The organism is Silvanigrella sp. (assembly GCF_044369315.1).
In the GTDB taxonomy this organism is placed as follows: Bacteria; Bdellovibrionota_B; Oligoflexia; order Silvanigrellales; family Silvanigrellaceae; genus Silvanigrella.
On sequence record NZ_JBIPMD010000050.1, the window covers coordinates 1 to 17060 of the forward strand.

Below are 17060 nucleotides of genomic sequence, written 5' to 3' on the forward strand. Positions count from 1 at the left end.
TTCTTCAATCTTCACAATATCTTTCTCAACTCTTAACTGGCATAATATATATATTTTTTCGTATCAACGTTTATGAATACTAGAATAATTTACAAAAGTCAAAAAATTGTTTCCTTAAAAAAGGAAATAAATATAGAAATACAAATATAAATTTAAAATATTTTATATAAAATAAACATACCATTATCTAAAATATAGGTGTTACAAACAAAAAAAAGATGACAGGTTTTAATTTGTCATCTTTTTTTCATGATGAATACATTTAAAAATAAATTATGAAAAAATATTAATTATTTGATTTCACTTTTAATGCAAATATAGCTATATAAATATAACATATTAAAGGAACAATATAACTTAAATGAAGACCACCATTATCTGCAATAAAACCTTGTAGCATTGGAATAATTGCGCCACCAACAATAGCCATACAAATAATTCCAGAACCTTTTTCCATAAATTTGCCAAGGTTTTGTGTACTTAATACAAAAATAGATGGGAACATAATGGAATTGAATAAACCAACAGCAATTATGCTGTATAATGCAAAATGACCCGATCCAAATATTGTAAATAACACTAAAATGGATGCCACAATACCGTGCACAAATAAAACTTTATTTGTTTTAAATTTTGTTGTGATAAAAGAGCCGACAAATCGACCTACCATAGCACCACCCCAGTATAAACTGAGTTTATCTCCCGCGTCTTTGAGACTCATATTCCCTACAGTTGGAGAAGCTATAAAGTTTACCATTAAACTACCAATTGCCACTTCGGCACCAACATAAGCAAATATAGCTATGGTACCTAAAACAAGTTTAGGATGATCAAATAATTTAAAATCTTTTGTTTCATTTTTTAGAGCAGTAGATGCTACAATTTTGTCATTTGGAAATTTAAAGAAGGCCAGAGCTACCGCTATCATGATAGCAAAGCAGGCAAGACCAAAATAGGGAAGCTGAACGGCACTTGCCTGGGCAGCATGATAAGCAACAACCTCAGATTCTGGTAATTTTAATAGCTCGTCTTTAGAAAGCATTGCTACAGATAAAATTAAAGCAGAACCAATAATAGGTGCAATTGTTGTTCCTAAGGAATTCAAGCCTTGTGCAAAAATGAGCCTACTAGATGCCCTTTCAGGACCACCTAAAATAGTTAAATAAGGGTTTGCTGCAACTTGTAATATAACGATGCCACTAGCTAGTACAAACAAGCCACATAAAAACACTAAATAAATTGAAATGTTAGCTGAAAATATAAAGGACAAACAGCCTAAAGCGGTTAAGGAAAGTCCAATAATAAAACTTTTTTTATAGCCGTATTTTGAAATTAATTTACTTGCAGGCCAAGAAATTAAAAAATAAGCTCCAAAAAAAGTGAACTGAACTAACATAGATTCTGTATAATTTAATGAGAAAACCTCTTTTAAATGAGGAACTAAAATATCATTTAGGCAAGTAATAAAACCAAATAGAAAAAACAAGGTAGATACAACACCAATGGCAACATTATGATTTTGCTTTTTTTGCAAAACATGTGGCTCTTTTGGCTGAGTATACTTCACAGCTGAGACCATTAAAAACCTCTTCTCAATAAAAAAATGGATACCTCTAAATAACATCCTTGCATTTGTTATCACAATTTTGTTGCAATTTAAAAATGCTTAAGAGAAATCAATAAAATCGTCACAAATTTTATTGTTTAAAAACATTAAAAATAAAAAAAATACCTATCTTTGGCTACATTGATAAGCATTATGAGACTTTTGTACAATCAATTTTATTCAAAAAAACAATTAAATAAATGTATTAAGTACATTTTATAAAAAGAACAAAGTATGACAAGAAATTCATAATTGTTAATTTTTATTTTTTACTTAAATTCTGCTCTATTGCTGCCTGAGCCGAGGCCAGCATCGCAATAGGAATACGAAAAGGAGAACAACTTACATAATTTAGGCCATTGGAATGACAAAATTTAACGCTAGAAGGCTCTCCCCCATGCTCTCCACAAATTCCTACTTTTAAAGAAGGGTTCGACTTTCTACCTAATTCTGTAGCCATTTTTATGAGTTGCCCAACACCTTCTTGATCAAGCACAGCAAAAGGGTCTTCCTGCAAAATACCTTCTTGTTTATAAACTCTTAAAAAAGGAGCGGAATCGTCACGGCTGAATCCATATGTAGTTTGTGTTAAATCATTTGTTCCAAAGCTAAAAAAGTCGGCATATTGTGAAATTTTATCCGCAACAAGAGCAGCTCTTGGGACTTCAATCATGGTCCCAAAAGGAATTTGTGGTGCTAATTTAGATAATCTATCACGTAGCCACTTCAATTCTTGAGCAATCCCAACAAGAGGTATCATGATTTCAGGATAAACTTTTTTCCCTTGAGCACGGCATTTTTCAACCGCTTCAACAATTGCTTTTACTTGCATTTCATAAATTTCAGGATGAGAAATACCTAAACGACAACCTCTATGCCCAAGCATAGGATTTGCTTCATATAATGCCTTCACCCTTTGTTTGATATCTTCAGCAGACAAACCCAATTGATTTGATAAAGTCATCATGTCTTTATCTGTGTGAGGTAAAAACTCGTGCAATGGGGGATCTAATAAGCGTATTGTTACTTCAAAACCTTCCATTGCGCTCAAAATGCTTACAAAATCTTCGCGTTGAAAAGGTAACAATTTTTCAAGAGCCTCTTTTCTTTCTGGAGCATTTTTAGCGAGAATCATTTGTCTCACATAAGGAAGTCTGCTTTCATCAAAAAACATATGTTCCGTTCTGCACAAACCAATTCCTTCAGCTCCAAAACTTCTTGCATAAATCGCATCCCGGGGAGTATCTGCATTGGCTCTAATTTTCATTGATCTACATTCTTTAGCCCACTCCATAAAGACATTGAAGTCACCACTGAGTTCTGCATTTTTTGTTTCAACCTTGCCAAGCATAACTTCACCAGTAGAACCGTCTAAAGTAATCCAGTCTCCTTCTAAAACTTCAATTCCTGAAACTTTTACAGATTTATGGGATTGAGAAATAGTCAGCGAGGAACAGCCAGCAACACAACATTTTCCCATTTGACGGGCCACAACGGCAGCATGAGAAGTCATGCCACCACGAGCTGTTAAAAAGCCTTGTGAAGCGTACATTCCTCCAATGTCTTCTGGAGACGTTTCGTCACGAACTAAAATAACAAGCTCTCCACGAGCTGCCCAACTTTCCGCTTCAATAGCTGTAAAAACAGCTCGACCTGAAACAGCTCCTGGGGATGCTGGCAAACCTTTTGCAATCACTTGTTTATGTGCTCTAGGATCGAGGGTGGGGTGTAATAGTTTATCTAAATCTTGTGGATTTACTCTTAATAAGGCTTCTTCTTTCGTAAGTGTTCCTTCTTTAGCAAAATCAATGGCAATTTTTAGAGCCGCCTGAGTTGTTCTTTTTGCATTTCTTGTTTGCAATAAATATAACTTACCTTCTTGAATGGTAAATTCGATATCTTGGACATCTCTATAATGTTTTTCTAATTTTTTTCTAACATCTTGAAGCTGCACAAAAACTTCTGGCATTTCTTTTTCTAATAAAGAAAGTGTTTTTGGAGTTCGAATGCCAGCAACAACATCTTCTCCTTGGGCATTGATTAAATATTCACCGTAAAAAATATTTTCGCCAGTTGAAGGATCTCTCGTAAAACAAACTCCCGTTCCAGAGTCATTTCCCATATTTCCATAAACCATTGAACAAACATTTACAGCAGTTCCCCAATCATTTGGTATGGAGTGAATTTCACGATATTTTTTAGCTCTATTGCAATTCCAACTTTTAAAGACAGCACCTATGGCAGACCAAAGTTGCTCAAAAGGATTTTCTGGGAAATCTTCTCCCAAATGTTTATGATAAATTTGTTTAAAGGAAAGACACAACGACTTTAAATCTTCCGCAGAAAGACTTGTATCTTCATGATAACCTTTATTTTTTTTGTAATTTTCAAGACAATCTTCCATGTAATGAGTATCTAGTTCTTTTACTACATTAGAATACATTTGAATAAATCTTCTATAAGAATCATAAGCAAAACGAGGATTTGCCGATTTTTTTGCTAATGCTTCTACCGTTGATGGATTTAAACCCAAATTAAGAACCGTATCCATCATTCCAGGCATGGATACCCTCGCCCCAGAACGCACACTTACAAGCAAAGGGTTTATGGGATCTGCAAATTTTGCACCCATCGCTTCCTCTGTTTTTCTAAGAGATTCTTCAATTTGCTTTTTTACTTCAGGAGAAAAGTTTCCTTCTTCTTTTAAAAAGTCTAAACAAACCTTTGTAGAGATAGTGAAACCAGCGGGAACAGGGAGTTTTAAAGACGTCATTTCTGCTAAATTTGCACCTTTACCACCTAATTCAGCTTTCATTGAGGCATTACCGTCTGCGACTCCACAACCAAAAAAGTAAACAAATTTCATCAAAAAATTCTCCTTGTCAGCGTCTAGTTCAGATATACGAAGCTATAATCCTACTAAGACAGCTTTAACTCAACTTATAATAATTGTAAATTGACAATTATTCATTAGGCACTGTATAAACATTTTACAGTAGGTTTTTATTAGAGAAGATCATTCAGAAAATACTCGTATCTTTGGAAAACGTACTAAAAAAAATTTATTTTAATGGCCAACTATTTAAAAATTTATTCTGTAATTATAAACACTTATTTTTTTTTGCCCAAAATGAAAGCTTATACTTGTATCTCTGGCTATTTTCTATTAGCTCTTTTAATAAGCAGAGAGTGTTTAGTCTTTCGACAAACTTTTTAAGAAACACCAAACATTATCCTCTGTTTTTATTGAAAAACAAATACATTTAGGTGTGGCACTAAAATTGCTTAACCAAAATATGAACGCATTTTGAAGAGGTAGGATACAATGGGTGACGTAATCGATATTTTCTCAAGAAAAATCGTTAAAGAAAAAGAAAACATAACAAAAACAGCTAGTACTGAAGATGCTAAAACTACTTTTGAAAAACAAGCATCTCGTAATAAAGCAAATCAAGAAAGATTGCGCAAAGAACGTGATCAAGCAAATAAAAACGTTATGAAAAGTTATAGAATTAAATAATAAACCACGCCTAAAAGAGTTTGCTCAATAAAACAGCAAACTCTTAATTTAAATTTAAAATTTGATTTAATTTACTTAAAGGAAATAAAATATGATTTCAAGTTCTTCTAATAAAAGAAAAAACGTGCTTGATTTTGAATTTTTTAAATTACGCAAAAAAGAAAAACTAAATCAATTTATTTATCAAAAAGTTTCTAATAATCTTATAAATTTAAATAACAAACCAAAATCATTAGATGAAATTGACATATCAAATAGAATTCACAATATTAAACAAAGCGTTCAACGAATCAATAAACTTATTTCTGAATTAAAGCAAATCTCCGACAAACCAAATAAATAATATCCCCATTAAGTTGTCATTCCCTCAATTTATTGTAAAAAAGACACCGTCAGAGATTTTTTTTACTTTGTTCAATATAAGAGGGTTACTTTATGGGAAGCATACCATTCTACGCAAAAAGATTTGTCTCAGGATCTAATTTTGAAGAAGCTTTCAGTGTAGTTGAAAAACTAAACGATAAAAAAATCTGCGTTACTTTAGATGTTCTTGGCGAAAACATAAAAGACAAGCCACAAGCACTTAAATTTGTTGAAGAGTACGATCTATTATTAAAACGAATCGCAGAAAAAAAACGAGATTGCTATGTTTCTATTAAATTAACAATGCTTGGACTCGATATTGATCATGAGTTTTGTTACGAAAATCTTTCCAGAATTCTATCTATTGCTGATGAAAAGAAAATTCGTGTTGCTTTAGACATGGAAGGAACAGATTATACAGAACGTACAATAGCTATGTACGAACGTGCCGCAAAAGAATTTACAAGCCCTGAAATTGTGCTTCAAGCTTATTTATTAAGAACAGAAGAAGATATCAATCGTATTATAGCGGCAAATGGAAAAATCCGTTTATGCAAGGGTGCTTATAAAGAGCCACAAGAAAAAGCACTTCAAAAAATGCCTCTCATTGTTGAAAATTATAAAAAATTAATTCAAAAACTTTTACTGAATGGAAAAAGAGTTTGTATTGCAAGTCATGACGATGAAATAATTGATTTTTGTATTCATTTTATTGAAAATAACAACATTCCTAATGATAGATATGAATTTCAAATGCTTTATGGAATGCGAGAAAAAACATGGTCTCGTATTAGAGAGAAAGGACATAATATGACAATTTATGTTCCATACGGCGAAGACTGGCAAGCTTACTACACAAGAAGATTAGCGGAAAGAAAAGAAAACGTATTTTTTGTTTTAAAGAATCTTTTTAGATCTTAAAAAGATTCTAATTTCCCTTTTGCTACCCCACCATTAATTCTAAGATAATATTGACAAAATATTTTTTTTTAAATAAATAAAGTATCTATAGATACTCCTAATATTTTAGAGATTTAATTACTTGACAAAATTGCATACACTAGCATAATAGTTCCTAAATTGCTAAAGAGCAGCAGTTCAAATAAATGAGGAGAGCGTTTTTGTGTTACCTAAAAGGAATATTGGCTTAATTGGAGTTACACTTGCCTCTGTCGGAAGTATGATTGGATCGGGATGGCTTTTTGGTCCACTTTATGCGGCTCAAATGGCAGGACCAGCCTCCATTCTTTCTTGGTTTTTAGGCGGCTTTTTCTTTATTTTTATTGTTTTAGTTTTCTCTGAATTGTCCTCAATGTTCCCAATTATGGGAGGCTTAACAAGTTATTCCTTTTTTTCTCACGGAAAATTTACTGGAATAATTACCGGGTGGATTTATTTTCTTTGTTTTGCCACAATCGTTCCCATAGAGTCTTTAGCAGTAGTTCAGTATTCAAGCACTTATTTTCCAATGTTAGTAACAAGTAATTCATTGGGCAAACATGAATTATCAACAATAGGTTATTTTGCAGCTGCTTTTATTTTATTTATTATGATTTTTGTAAATCGATTTAGTATTAAATTATTAACTAGAACAAACTCAATTGCTACAATTTGGAAAGTACTTGTCCCTTTATTAATTGCATTTGCATTTATATTTAGCTCCCAAAGTAATTATCATAATTTAACTCAATATGACGGATTTGCTCCTTATGGCATTCAAGGAATCATGGCAAGTTTATCTGTTGGAGGAATTATTTTTGCGTTTGGTGGATTTCAATCCGGAATTATTCTTGCTGGAGAAACAAAAAACCCTCAAAGAAACATACCTCTAGCAACAATTAGTTCTTTATTTATTGTGACAATTTTATATGTCCTTATTCAGACTGCTTTTGTAGTAGCTGTTCCAGATACTTCACTTGCACAAGGATGGAGTCATTTAAATTTTATTGGCGATTTGGGTCCCTTTGCTGGACTTGCAATTGCGGCTGGCTTTACTATTTTATGCGCTTTTTTATATATAGATGCTGTTATATCTCCATTTGGTTCAGGATTAATTATGACCTCAACCACAGCCAGAGTTATGCATGGATTAGGGTCAATCGATGCCGCGCCTAAATTTGTTACCAAATTAAATAAACACGGCTCACCAGAAAATTCTTTATGGCTAAGTTTTGCAGTTGGATTAATTCTAATATTCCCATTTCCTGGCTGGAAAGAAATGGTTACATTTTTAACTTCATCTTATGTTGTTACATTATCTGTTACGCCTATAGCTCTTGTTGTTTTAAGAGATAAATATCCTGAACTTAAAAGACCTTTTAAACTCCCCTTCTTTAAATTTATATCTTTATTTGCATTTTGTATTTGTGGTTTAATGATGCACTGGATAGGATTTACTGTTTTAATTAAACTCACATGCATTATTATTCTTTTTGTTGGAATTTACTCAATTGTGCTATATCAAAAAAGAAGAAGTTTAATAAAAACGCTAGATCTTAAAAGCTCTTCTTGGATATTCGTTTACTTATCTGGGTTTACTTTAATAAATTATTTTTCTAAATTTGGAAACGGTACAGGACAACTTTCAACATTAAATAGCAATATTATAGCAATCATATTTAGCTTATGTGTTTTCTTTTTTGCTTGTAAAATTTCTTTAAAAAGACAGCAAATAATAAAAAATATTGATGAAGTAAAAAAATAACTTATTTTTCAAAAATACCTATTGCAGCATCCCCTTCTGATCGAGGATCAGAAGCACCAAAATAAATTTCATTTTGTCTTTTTTGTTCTGCTACCTGTATCGAACCAAAAGGTCTACTTTGATTTAATTTATGTCCCATACTTTTTAATTTTTCGATGGTATCTTCACTTAGACCCTCTTCATAATAAATTTCATCTGGCCATAGCTGACTATGGGTTCGTGATCTTGACAATGAAGTTGCTATATTCAAATTATAATCAATGTAACCCACTAAAAAATTAAAAATTTGGGTGATAATACGACTTCCACCTGGAGCTCCCGTTGCTAATAAAGGTTCCTTCTTTTCATTTAAAACTAAAGTTGGCGTCATAGAACTTAAAGGTCTTTTAGAAGGTTCAATAGAATTAGCTTCCCCTTGTATAAGTCCAAAAGAATTTGCTGCACCTACCTTAATTGTAAAATCACCCATTTCATTATTTAAAAGAATTCCAGTTCCTTTAACAACTTTGCCATTTCCAAATAAAAAATTGAGTGTATAGGTATTTGATACCATATTTCCATCTTTATCAATCACTGAAAAATGAGTTGTATTTCCATTTTGATTTGCTTCTATTTTTAGACCATTTGTCTGAATTTCATTTGATGGTGTATGATAATCTTTATTCATTTTTTCAAAAATTTTTCTAGCATATGACTTAGAAGTCAGTTGTTCAATCGGATTTTTTATAAAATTAGGGTCACCCAACTGTGAATTTCTATCATAATATGCATAATTCATAATTTCAGTCACAATGTGATAATATTTAGCACTATTTAATGGAATTTCTTTCATATTGAAATTTTCAAGAATATTTAACATTTCAATTAAAGTAACCCCACCTGAACTCGGAGGAGGAACGGATAAAATTTGATATCCTCTATATGTTCCAATAATGGGTGCCATTTCTTCCGCTTTATAACTTTTAAGATCTTCTTTTGTAATAAGACCACCATTTTTTTTCCATATCTTTAACAATTTTATCAGCAATCGTTCCTTCATAAAATGCCTTTGTTCCTTGCTGAGAAATAAGCTCTAGTGTTTTTGCCAAGTCACTTTGTACTAATAAATTTCCAATAAATTTTGGTTCCTTATTTTCATCAAAAAATATTTTTACAGATTCATCACTCGTTAAAAGAAGATCTTTATCTTTAACAAGAGATTTATATAGAGGATGACTTATTTTAAAACCTTTTTTTGCTAAGTTGATTGAAGGCTTCATTACTTTTCTTAAAGACATTGTACCATATTTTTTTAATGCCAAGTTTAAACCATAAACTGTTCCAGGAACACCAACAGATTTATAGCTTTTATCAACAATTTCTCCATTTACAGTTGAATCTTTATTTAAAAACATATCCTTATATGCTTTTTTTGGAGCTTTTTCTCTATAATTTATAACAATAGATTTTTTTTTGTTTATTTAACCAAATTAACATAAATCCACCACCACCAATATTTCCCGCTTTAGGCAAAGTAACAGCAAGGGCATATCCAACTGCAACGGCAGCATCGACAGCATTTCCTCCTTGACTTAAAATTTGAGCGCCAACATGTGATGCTATTTCTTCTTGAGTAACAACCATTCCCTTTTTTCCAAAAACGGGATTGAATATTTGAGTTGTCTCTGTAATTGGAAAATCTGGTTTATTTTTATTTTCTTTTGGATAAGAATTAAAAGATATTATAATTAATAAATTTACAATTATTAATAGGCAAATTTTATTTCGTTTCATATTTAAATCCTTTCATTATCAGATAGATAAAAGATGACGGAAATCTCTTTTTATAATTTATATCGTATACAAAATAAAACAAATGTTTTATAAGTTAATTTGAACATCAAGTAATCATTTTTTTTCAGTCGATTTGCTTAAAAGGAAACAATTTTATGAAGACCTTAAATTATGATCAATATGGAGACTCTAGTGTTCTAAAAATAAGAGAAATTCCAATTCCAATTCCTAAAAAAAATGAAGTTCTTATAAAAATAAATAGTGTGGCTATTAATCCATTAGATTGGAAAATTCGAAATGGCATGCTGAAAATGATAACTGGAAATAAATTTCCTAAAAACATAGGTTGTGAATTTTCTGGAATAGTCGAAAAAATGGGTGAAGAAATGAAAGAAAATTTAATCGGAAAAAAAGTTTTTGGGTTTGTAGATAATCCTATGAAAAATGGAGTTCTTAGTGAATACATTTGCACAACATTAAACTGCATTCAAGAAGTTCCCTCTTCTCTATCTTTAGAAGAAGCTTCTGCTGCATCTATTTGTGGACTCGCCGCTTTACAATCTTTAAAAACAATAGCTCAAGCCCAATCTGGACAGACCATATTAATTCATGGTTGTACAGGTGGAGTTGGATTATTTGCTATTCAAATAGCAAATAAATTGGGTCTAAATATTTATGGTGTTTGTTCAACAAAGGGGGTTGATATTTCCAAAGAATATGGTTGTCATGTCGTCATTGATTATAATAAAGAAAATATTTTAAATATAAAGCAGAAGTTTGATATTATTTTAGATTTATCAAGCAAACTGTCCTATGCAAACGCAAAAAATATGATGAATCTAAGTTCTATTTATATTGATCCCAATGCAACACCACAAGTCATGTTGAAGTCATTTTTTATTAATTTAATATCTTCAAAAAAATGTAAAGTATTGTTAACAAAATTTAGCAAAGAATTTTTAAATGAATTAACAACTTATTTAAGTAATGGGCTTAAAGTAAAAATATTCAAAACATATACATTTGAAAACTCGATCATTGCCTATAAAGAAACAGAACAAAATGGATCCATTGGAAAAACAGTTATAAAACTTTTGTAATAAACTCTTTCCTTAAGACAACCAAGCAATCAACTCCGCCGAAAGCCATTTATGCGTATTTTTTTGCGTTCTTAAATAAAGTTCTATTTTGGGAGCTGCAATAAAAAATTGAGTTAATTTTTCTTTATCAAGAATTTGCATAGCTTTTTGAATACGTGCTTGAGCTGGAAAAGGAATAAATGATTTTTCAAATGCGGTTCGTAAATTTTTTGTTTCTTCTAAATTTTTCATGACGAAACATACTTGCTTTAAAAAGTAAACAATAGCCATAAAAACACTCGAAGCCTCTTCTCCACAGGATTCACACTGTGACATTCTAAGCTCTAATAAAAAAATATCTCCTTTGGAAATGGCTTCTGCAACATGAAAACCATTTACTTCTGGGTTTCCTACTAAAGCCTCTGAAAAGGTCATTCCTGTTTTTTCCATAAGAGCAAAATGAATATCACAGGCAATCAGATCACCGGAATAAGTTTCAATTGCTAAATGAGATAGCTCCATAATTTCATTTTTAGATTTTTTAGAGAGAGAAGAATAACGACAAGCTAATGTCTCAACAGATTTATACAAATCCAAATCATTAGGCTCATAACATAAGTATACGCATCCTAAATTCTGAAAATCTGTTTCTTTAATAATATTGCGGTAGGAAACTGGGGCAAAAAAATATGCAGAAGACTCTAAAGGAACAGGGAGTCTTTTGATCTGTTTTTTTTCTTCTTCCCATTGCTTGGCTGTCATTTTTTCAGGCAGCACAACGATGCTCTTCTGTTGTGCAAAAAATAAGGAACCAGCGGCAGCATACTCCATATATTCTACAATGGCATTTTTACCACTAAAAAATTGTGGTGATTTTTGAGATTCTAAAAAGATTTTTTCATCCACAATTTTTTTATATATTGAATTTTCACTCAATATTACTTTTATCATTGCAGATTTATCATCTGCAATAAGATTTAACATTAATTTTGAAGCATCAATACGTTGCATAATTTCCTTTAATAATTTAATAGCGGATAAGAAAAACATTTGAGTTTCTTATTTGCACGACAATAATTTGTTGAGTGAACTATGTGAAGTATTTTTTTGATAATTTTTCCCGTATACTTGATCACGTAGTGCAAATTCGTTAAACCTCACTTGGTTTTTTATTTTTGACCTATATCTAATACAGGTGAACCATGGAACATTCGGTTGAACTTCAGGGCAGAGATCCAGTTGATAGAAGGCCTGCTCTTGTTACAGGAAAAGATCCTTCTTTTCATATGGTAACACAATCAGTAGCCTCTCTCGCCGGTCGCAAAGCAGGGCCAGGCTGGCATATTACTTTTTTCCTTTCGACTCTAGGAGTCGTTCTTTTATTTGTTTCCCTTGGATATCTTTTTTGGGAAGGTATTGGTGTTTGGGGAAATAATAACAGAGTGGACTGGGCATGGGATATCACCAACTTTGTTTTTTGGATTGAAATCGCTCACGCTGGTACACTTATTTCTGCAATTCTTCTCTTGTTTCGTCAAAAATGGCGTACATCTATTAATAGACTTGCAGAAGGTATGACTATTTTTGCTGTTATGGCTGCCGCTATTTTCCCAGCAGTACACATTGGTAGACCCTGGTTTGCTTATTGGCTATTTCCTTTTCCAAATCAAATGTCTATGTGGACAAACTTTAAAAGCCCTCTTGAATGGGACGTTTTTGCTGTTAACACTTATTTAAGTATTGGTATCATTTTCTGGTTTGTTGGTATGATTCCCGATTTTGCAACCCTACGCGATCAAGCAAAATCTAAAATAGGAAAATTAGCTTACGGATTTGTTGCTCTAGGCTGGACAGGTTCTGCTCGTCAATGGGTAAACTATGAAAGAGCTTGTATTCTACTTGCCGGAATTGCAACACCTGCCGTATTTTCAACAGCAGGCATCGTTTCTTTAGACTTTGCAACTTCCATACTTCCTGGCTGGCATGCAACTATCTTTCCACCTTATTTTATTGCTGGAGCTATTTTCTCTGGGTTTTGTCTTTGTTTAAATTTACTTATTATGGTTCGTTCTATATTTAATTTTAAAGACTTAGTTACTGACAGACATATAGACATTTGTGCACGCTTTATTCTATTTACAAGTATCATTATGGCTTATGTGTATATCATCGAATTTTTTACTATTTTTTATAGTGGTAACCCATATGAAAAATTCTGGAACTGGAATCGTATCAACGGACCTTATGGTTGGGCATATTGGGCAATGGTCATTTTAAATATCGCTATCCCACAAACATTTTGGATTAAAAAGTTCCGCCAAAATATAATTTGGTTATTTATTGCTGCCATTTTAATAAATATCGGAATGTGGCTTGAGCGTTTTGTGCTTATTGTTACTACTTTAAGCCGTACCTTTTTACCAAGTTCATGGGGCTATTTTATCCCTTCCTTCTGGGATATCTCCTTATTTATTGGATCAATTGGACTCTTTTTCCATTTATTCTGTTTATTTGCTCGTTACCTTCCTATGATTAATATGTCAGAAGTAAAATCTGTAATGCCGCAAGCAGACCCACACTTAAAACCTGATTTAACTTCATTCAAAAAATAAATTGAAATTTAAAAATCACCCTTCATTTTTATAAAAATAGGGTGGTTTTTTGTAAAATAAAAAATCATCACCCCAATCATTGAATGTTAAACTAGAATAATTTAATTATTTTTGGCTGAACTCATAAAATTTTTCTCATAGTCTTTTTCATACTGACCCGATTTTTTCCAATAATCTAAATATTCATTAAATGAATGAAGCAATTCTTCGTCTTTTAAACGAACTGCTACACCAAAAAATTCACTTTGAACATTTGTGTTTTTATATTCAAAAATATCATTAAATTTCTTTTGAAGTATTTTTGTATTATTTGTGTCAGTAACAATCGCATCTATTTTATTATTTCTTAAAGCATTTATAATATCAGCTGTTTCATTAAATTTTAATATTTTTGCTTTAGAAAGGTTTTTAGTCACATAAAAATCGCTTGTATAGCCAACCCGCACTCCAATTTTATATTGCTCTTCATTTAGCATTGAAATATCTTTAATTTTTTCAAATTTTACATTATTTTTTCTATATAAATAACTAAGTCCATCTTTAAAATAAGGCTCACTAAATAGTACTGATTTTTTCCTATCCGCTGTAATTGTCATTCCCGATGCAATTAAATCACATTTTTTGGTATTTAAAGCTGGTATTATTCCATCAAAGTGATAATCAATTACTTCTAATTTTACTTTTATATATTTAGCATAACCTTTCACCATATCAATATCAAAGCCCACCCAACCTTCTTTTGTATTTACTGAAAAGGGTATAAAGCCCCCAGCTGTGCATACTTTAATAACTTTACTGTTTTTAATTTTTTCTAGCGAATTTCCTTCATGTGGAAACGAACTTAAAGAAATTAAGTTTAAAACAAGAAATAAATTTAATTTTATCATGTTTAATATTTTCATATTTTCCCTAATCATTAAATAATTTTTAATTGAATCAAAGATGGATAAATAAATGTCGAAATTTTATCACACTCTTCTTTTGTTAAATTTTTAAAATACTTGTTACTTTCTAAACAATAAATTACTAAATTACCAATTAGCTCATGAGCATGTCTAAATGCAACTCCAGATTTAACAAGTTCTTCAAGCAAATGTGTAGACCAAATATAGCTATCTACAGTTGATTTTTTCATAATTTCTTTTTGAAACTGCAGAGATTCAATAAATGGAATAAATATTTCTAAACAATTTTTTATGGTATCAACGGTATCGAATAAACCCTCTTTATCTTCTTGAAGGTCTTTATTATATCCTATTGGTAAAGCCTTCATTACTGTTAAAATTCCAAATAAATGTCCAAATACTCTTCCTGTTTTTCCACGAATTAATTCGGGAATATCTGGATTTTTTTTATTCGGCATTAAAGAGGAGCCTGTGGCAAAAGCATCATCTAATTTAATAAAACCAAATTCTTCCGTTGCCCAAACAATAATATCTTCACAAAAACGTGATAAATGAGTTATTAATATACTTGAAGTAGATATAAATTCTATGACAAAATCTCTATCACTAACTGCATCTAAAGTATTTTGTATAATTCCACTAAAATTAAGTTTCTGTGCTACAAAATTTCTGTCTATTGGTAATATAGTCCCTGCTAGAGCCCCTGCTCCCAAAGGAGAGAAGTTCATCCGTTTAAAACAATCTTCTAAACGACTTTAATCTCTCTCAAACATGGAAGAATAAGCTCCAAAATATTTTTCTAGAGAAATAGGCTGGGCTCTTTGCAAATGAGTATAACCAGGCAGCATGGTATTTTTGTTTTGTTGACTTAAATTTTTTAACGTAACTAATAAAGTTTGAATTTGATTTTTTATATTTAAAATTTCTTCTCTTAAATAAAGCCGAAGATCCAAGGCAACTTGATCATTACGACTTCTAGCCGTGTGGAGCTTTTTTGCGACATCGCCTACATCTTTTAAAAGCAGCAATTCAATATTCATATGTATATCTTCAGCTTCTTCTGTAAATTCAACCTTTTGATCAATTATTTTTTGTTTTATATTGTCTAGTCCCTTAATAAGGATTTGAGATTCTTCTAAAGTTATAATCCCTTGAACCCCTAACATTTCCGCATGGACCTGACTTCCTAAAATGTCCTGCATAGCAAGCTTTTGATCAAAAAGAATAGAAGCATTGAATTTTACTGTTTTTTTATCAAGTGGCTTTTTAAATCTGCCACCCCATAATTGCGGTGTAGAAGCTAGTTTCATATGAAAATCCTTTTAAAATAAAAATGAAATCTAAATCAGTATAAGTATTTAATAATATTAAATTTATTTAAAAATTGAGTTTAAGATTTGCTGTGAAAGAGTATTGTTCGTCGCAACATGTGAGTCCTAACTTCTCAGAATGGATAATAAACCATAAAATAGCTATTTATTCATTAACCTCTTTTTTTGCTGAATGCAAGAAAATTTAAACAATCACAAAATTTTTGAGGAAATTGATTTTCCAGATAATTTAAGTTATCGAATATTTCATTAATAATATCATTTTTTTCATAATAATTTAACCATATCTTAACTATTAAAATTATAAAATTAATGGTATTAAACTATACTAAAGGATTCAGCATGAATGATATTTATACAGACTTTATTATAGATTACGCTAAAAATAAAGATAGTTTTGGCCAATATAAATTTATTATATATGAACTTCAGTCACTTTCATGTTCTGATTTAGGAAGCTTTCATAAATTTGTCGACTCAACTGCGATTGAATTGCTTTATCAAAACAATTCGGCTTTACGCCTTGCTGATTGCCCAAAAAATTTTGAATATAATGGTTCTATAAAGTATAGAAATTTTTTAAATTCCATTGATTTAAATTTTTTAGTAAATCACAAAGATAAATTAGAGGAAAAACATTTAAAATATATTAAATACCTTATTGTTGATAATAAAAGAAAAAAAGATCTCATTCCGTTAGGTATTAATGGAATTTATGAATCGGACTCATTTATTTGTTCTATTTTAGAATCTAAAATAAAACAAAGATTACTTTTAAATACGAATAAAGAATTAAAAAATTACATACCAAGTATCTATTTATTTCATAAAAACGAGTTAAGTGAAAATAATATTGAAAATTTAGAAAAGAGTATTAAATCACATTTTGGTGAAAATACTCAAATTATTTTAAAACAAGAAGGGAATAGAGGAAGTGGCAATCATTTTATTACACTTTTTCGCAATAAAAAAATATTCAATGAGGATATGATAAAATCTATAATTCATAAATCATATCTTGATTCTGGTCTAATTATGATAGAACAAATCTCAAAGATAGCAACTCTTTCTAAAAATAATAAAAATTATGCAAGTACATACAGAGCAGCGGCAGTGTATCATAAAAATAAATTTTTTAATGCAATTAATATATTCCGCGAGAAGAAC

General features: G+C 30.9%; 14 protein-coding genes and 1 pseudogene. 7 read left to right on the forward strand and 8 right to left on the reverse strand.

Annotation, left to right across the window (positions count from 1 at the left end):
- Window positions 1-286: 286 nt before the first annotated feature.
- Both ACIQ56_RS06270 and ppdK read right to left on the reverse strand, forming a co-directional pair.
- Complete coding sequence (locus ACIQ56_RS06270) at window positions 287-1579, reverse strand: sugar MFS transporter (protein ID WP_397600215.1); 1293 nt, start codon at window positions 1577-1579, stop codon at window positions 287-289.
- Window positions 1580-1868: 289 nt separating this feature from the next.
- Window positions 1869-4472, reverse strand: a complete 2604-nt coding sequence (gene ppdK / locus ACIQ56_RS06275) for a pyruvate, phosphate dikinase (RefSeq protein ID WP_397600216.1) — start codon at window positions 4470-4472, stop codon at window positions 1869-1871.
- Between the two features lie 459 nt (window positions 4473-4931).
- Here ppdK and ACIQ56_RS06280 point away from each other — a divergent pair, with 459 nt between their 5' ends.
- From ACIQ56_RS06280 to ACIQ56_RS06295, 4 genes are all read left to right on the forward strand, one after another.
- Window positions 4932-5126, forward strand: coding sequence for a hypothetical protein (locus tag ACIQ56_RS06280; RefSeq protein ID WP_397600217.1), 195 nt, complete (start codon window positions 4932-4934; stop codon window positions 5124-5126).
- Window positions 5127-5217: 91 nt separating this feature from the next.
- Window positions 5218-5469, forward strand: coding sequence for a hypothetical protein (locus tag ACIQ56_RS06285; protein ID WP_153418801.1), 252 nt, complete (start codon window positions 5218-5220; stop codon window positions 5467-5469).
- A 92-nt stretch (window positions 5470-5561) separates the two neighbouring features.
- Window positions 5562-6410, forward strand: coding sequence for a proline dehydrogenase family protein (locus ACIQ56_RS06290; RefSeq protein WP_397600218.1), 849 nt, complete (start codon window positions 5562-5564; stop codon window positions 6408-6410).
- A 202-nt stretch (window positions 6411-6612) separates the two neighbouring features.
- Window positions 6613-8193: an APC family permease gene (locus ACIQ56_RS06295; protein ID WP_397600219.1), complete on the forward strand. Its 1581-nt coding sequence runs from the start codon at window positions 6613-6615 to the stop codon at window positions 8191-8193.
- A gap of 1 nt (window position 8194) precedes the next feature.
- On the opposite strand, the gene ACIQ56_RS06300 is transcribed toward ACIQ56_RS06295, so the two are convergent.
- The 3 genes from ACIQ56_RS06300 to ACIQ56_RS06310 are packed head-to-tail and all read right to left on the reverse strand — an operon-like array spanning window position 8195 to window position 9966.
- Window positions 8195-9220, reverse strand: a complete 1026-nt coding sequence (locus ACIQ56_RS06300; RefSeq protein ID WP_397600220.1) for a gamma-glutamyltransferase family protein — start codon at window positions 9218-9220, stop codon at window positions 8195-8197.
- Window positions 9156-9587: a gamma-glutamyltransferase gene (locus tag ACIQ56_RS06305; RefSeq protein ID WP_397600221.1), complete on the reverse strand. Its 432-nt coding sequence runs from the start codon at window positions 9585-9587 to the stop codon at window positions 9156-9158. Before ACIQ56_RS06305 ends, ACIQ56_RS06300 begins: the two co-directional genes overlap by 65 nt.
- A 31-nt stretch (window positions 9588-9618) precedes the next feature.
- Window positions 9619-9966 (reverse strand): gamma-glutamyltransferase, encoded by a 348-nt coding sequence (locus ACIQ56_RS06310; RefSeq protein ID WP_397600222.1) that lies wholly within the window; start codon window positions 9964-9966, stop codon window positions 9619-9621.
- Window positions 9967-10121: 155 nt separating this feature from the next.
- Here ACIQ56_RS06310 and ACIQ56_RS06315 point away from each other — a divergent pair, with 155 nt between their 5' ends.
- Entirely contained in the window at window positions 10122-11066 is a 945-nt protein-coding gene (locus ACIQ56_RS06315; protein ID WP_397600223.1) for an NAD(P)-dependent alcohol dehydrogenase, read from the forward strand.
- 12 nt (window positions 11067-11078) lie between these two features.
- Here the strand turns inward: ACIQ56_RS06315 and ACIQ56_RS06320 are convergent, their stop codons facing one another.
- A complete protein-coding gene (locus ACIQ56_RS06320) occupies window positions 11079-12095 on the reverse strand; it encodes a hypothetical protein (protein ID WP_397600224.1) in 1017 nt (338 codons plus the stop codon).
- A 152-nt stretch (window positions 12096-12247) separates the two neighbouring features.
- Here ACIQ56_RS06320 and nrfD point away from each other — a divergent pair, with 152 nt between their 5' ends.
- Window positions 12248-13657 carry an NrfD/PsrC family molybdoenzyme membrane anchor subunit gene (gene nrfD, locus ACIQ56_RS06325; RefSeq protein ID WP_397600225.1) on the forward strand — a complete coding sequence of 470 codons (1410 nt, stop codon included), beginning with the start codon at window positions 12248-12250 and terminating at the stop codon, window positions 13655-13657.
- Window positions 13658-13758: 101 nt separating this feature from the next.
- Here nrfD and ACIQ56_RS06330 read toward each other — a convergent pair whose 3' ends face one another.
- Window positions 13759-14559 carry a transporter substrate-binding domain-containing protein gene (locus ACIQ56_RS06330; protein WP_397600226.1) on the reverse strand — a complete coding sequence of 267 codons (801 nt, stop codon included), beginning with the start codon at window positions 14557-14559 and terminating at the stop codon, window positions 13759-13761.
- 14 nt (window positions 14560-14573) lie between these two features.
- Window positions 14574-15872, reverse strand: a pseudogene (gene argH, locus ACIQ56_RS06335) (argininosuccinate lyase).
- Window positions 15873-16235: 363 nt separating this feature from the next.
- Between argH and ACIQ56_RS06340 the strand changes: the two are divergent.
- A partial coding sequence (locus ACIQ56_RS06340) for a hypothetical protein (RefSeq protein ID WP_397600227.1) occupies window positions 16236-17060 on the forward strand: 825 nt, incomplete at its 3' end.

Excerpts from the sequence above, each read along its gene's own strand:
- ACIQ56_RS06270 (WP_397600215.1), bottom strand. The coding sequence starts at position 1,579 with ATGGTCTCAGCTGTGAAGTATACTCAGCCAAAAGAGCCACATGTTTTG.
- ppdK (WP_397600216.1), bottom strand. The coding sequence starts at position 4,472 with ATGAAATTTGTTTACTTTTTTGGTTGTGGAGTCGCAGACGGTAATGCC.
- ACIQ56_RS06280 (WP_397600217.1), top strand. The coding sequence starts at position 4,932 with ATGGGTGACGTAATCGATATTTTCTCAAGAAAAATCGTTAAAGAAAAA.
- ACIQ56_RS06285 (WP_153418801.1), top strand. The coding sequence starts at position 5,218 with ATGATTTCAAGTTCTTCTAATAAAAGAAAAAACGTGCTTGATTTTGAA.
- ACIQ56_RS06290 (WP_397600218.1), top strand. The coding sequence starts at position 5,562 with ATGGGAAGCATACCATTCTACGCAAAAAGATTTGTCTCAGGATCTAAT.
- ACIQ56_RS06305 (WP_397600221.1), bottom strand. The coding sequence starts at position 9,587 with ATGTTTTTAAATAAAGATTCAACTGTAAATGGAGAAATTGTTGATAAA.
- ACIQ56_RS06310 (WP_397600222.1), bottom strand. The coding sequence starts at position 9,966 with ATGAAACGAAATAAAATTTGCCTATTAATAATTGTAAATTTATTAATT.
- ACIQ56_RS06315 (WP_397600223.1), top strand. The coding sequence starts at position 10,122 with ATGAAGACCTTAAATTATGATCAATATGGAGACTCTAGTGTTCTAAAA.
- ACIQ56_RS06320 (WP_397600224.1), bottom strand. The coding sequence starts at position 12,095 with ATGTTTTTCTTATCCGCTATTAAATTATTAAAGGAAATTATGCAACGT.
- nrfD (WP_397600225.1), top strand. The coding sequence starts at position 12,248 with ATGGAACATTCGGTTGAACTTCAGGGCAGAGATCCAGTTGATAGAAGG.
- ACIQ56_RS06330 (WP_397600226.1), bottom strand. The coding sequence starts at position 14,559 with ATGAAAATATTAAACATGATAAAATTAAATTTATTTCTTGTTTTAAAC.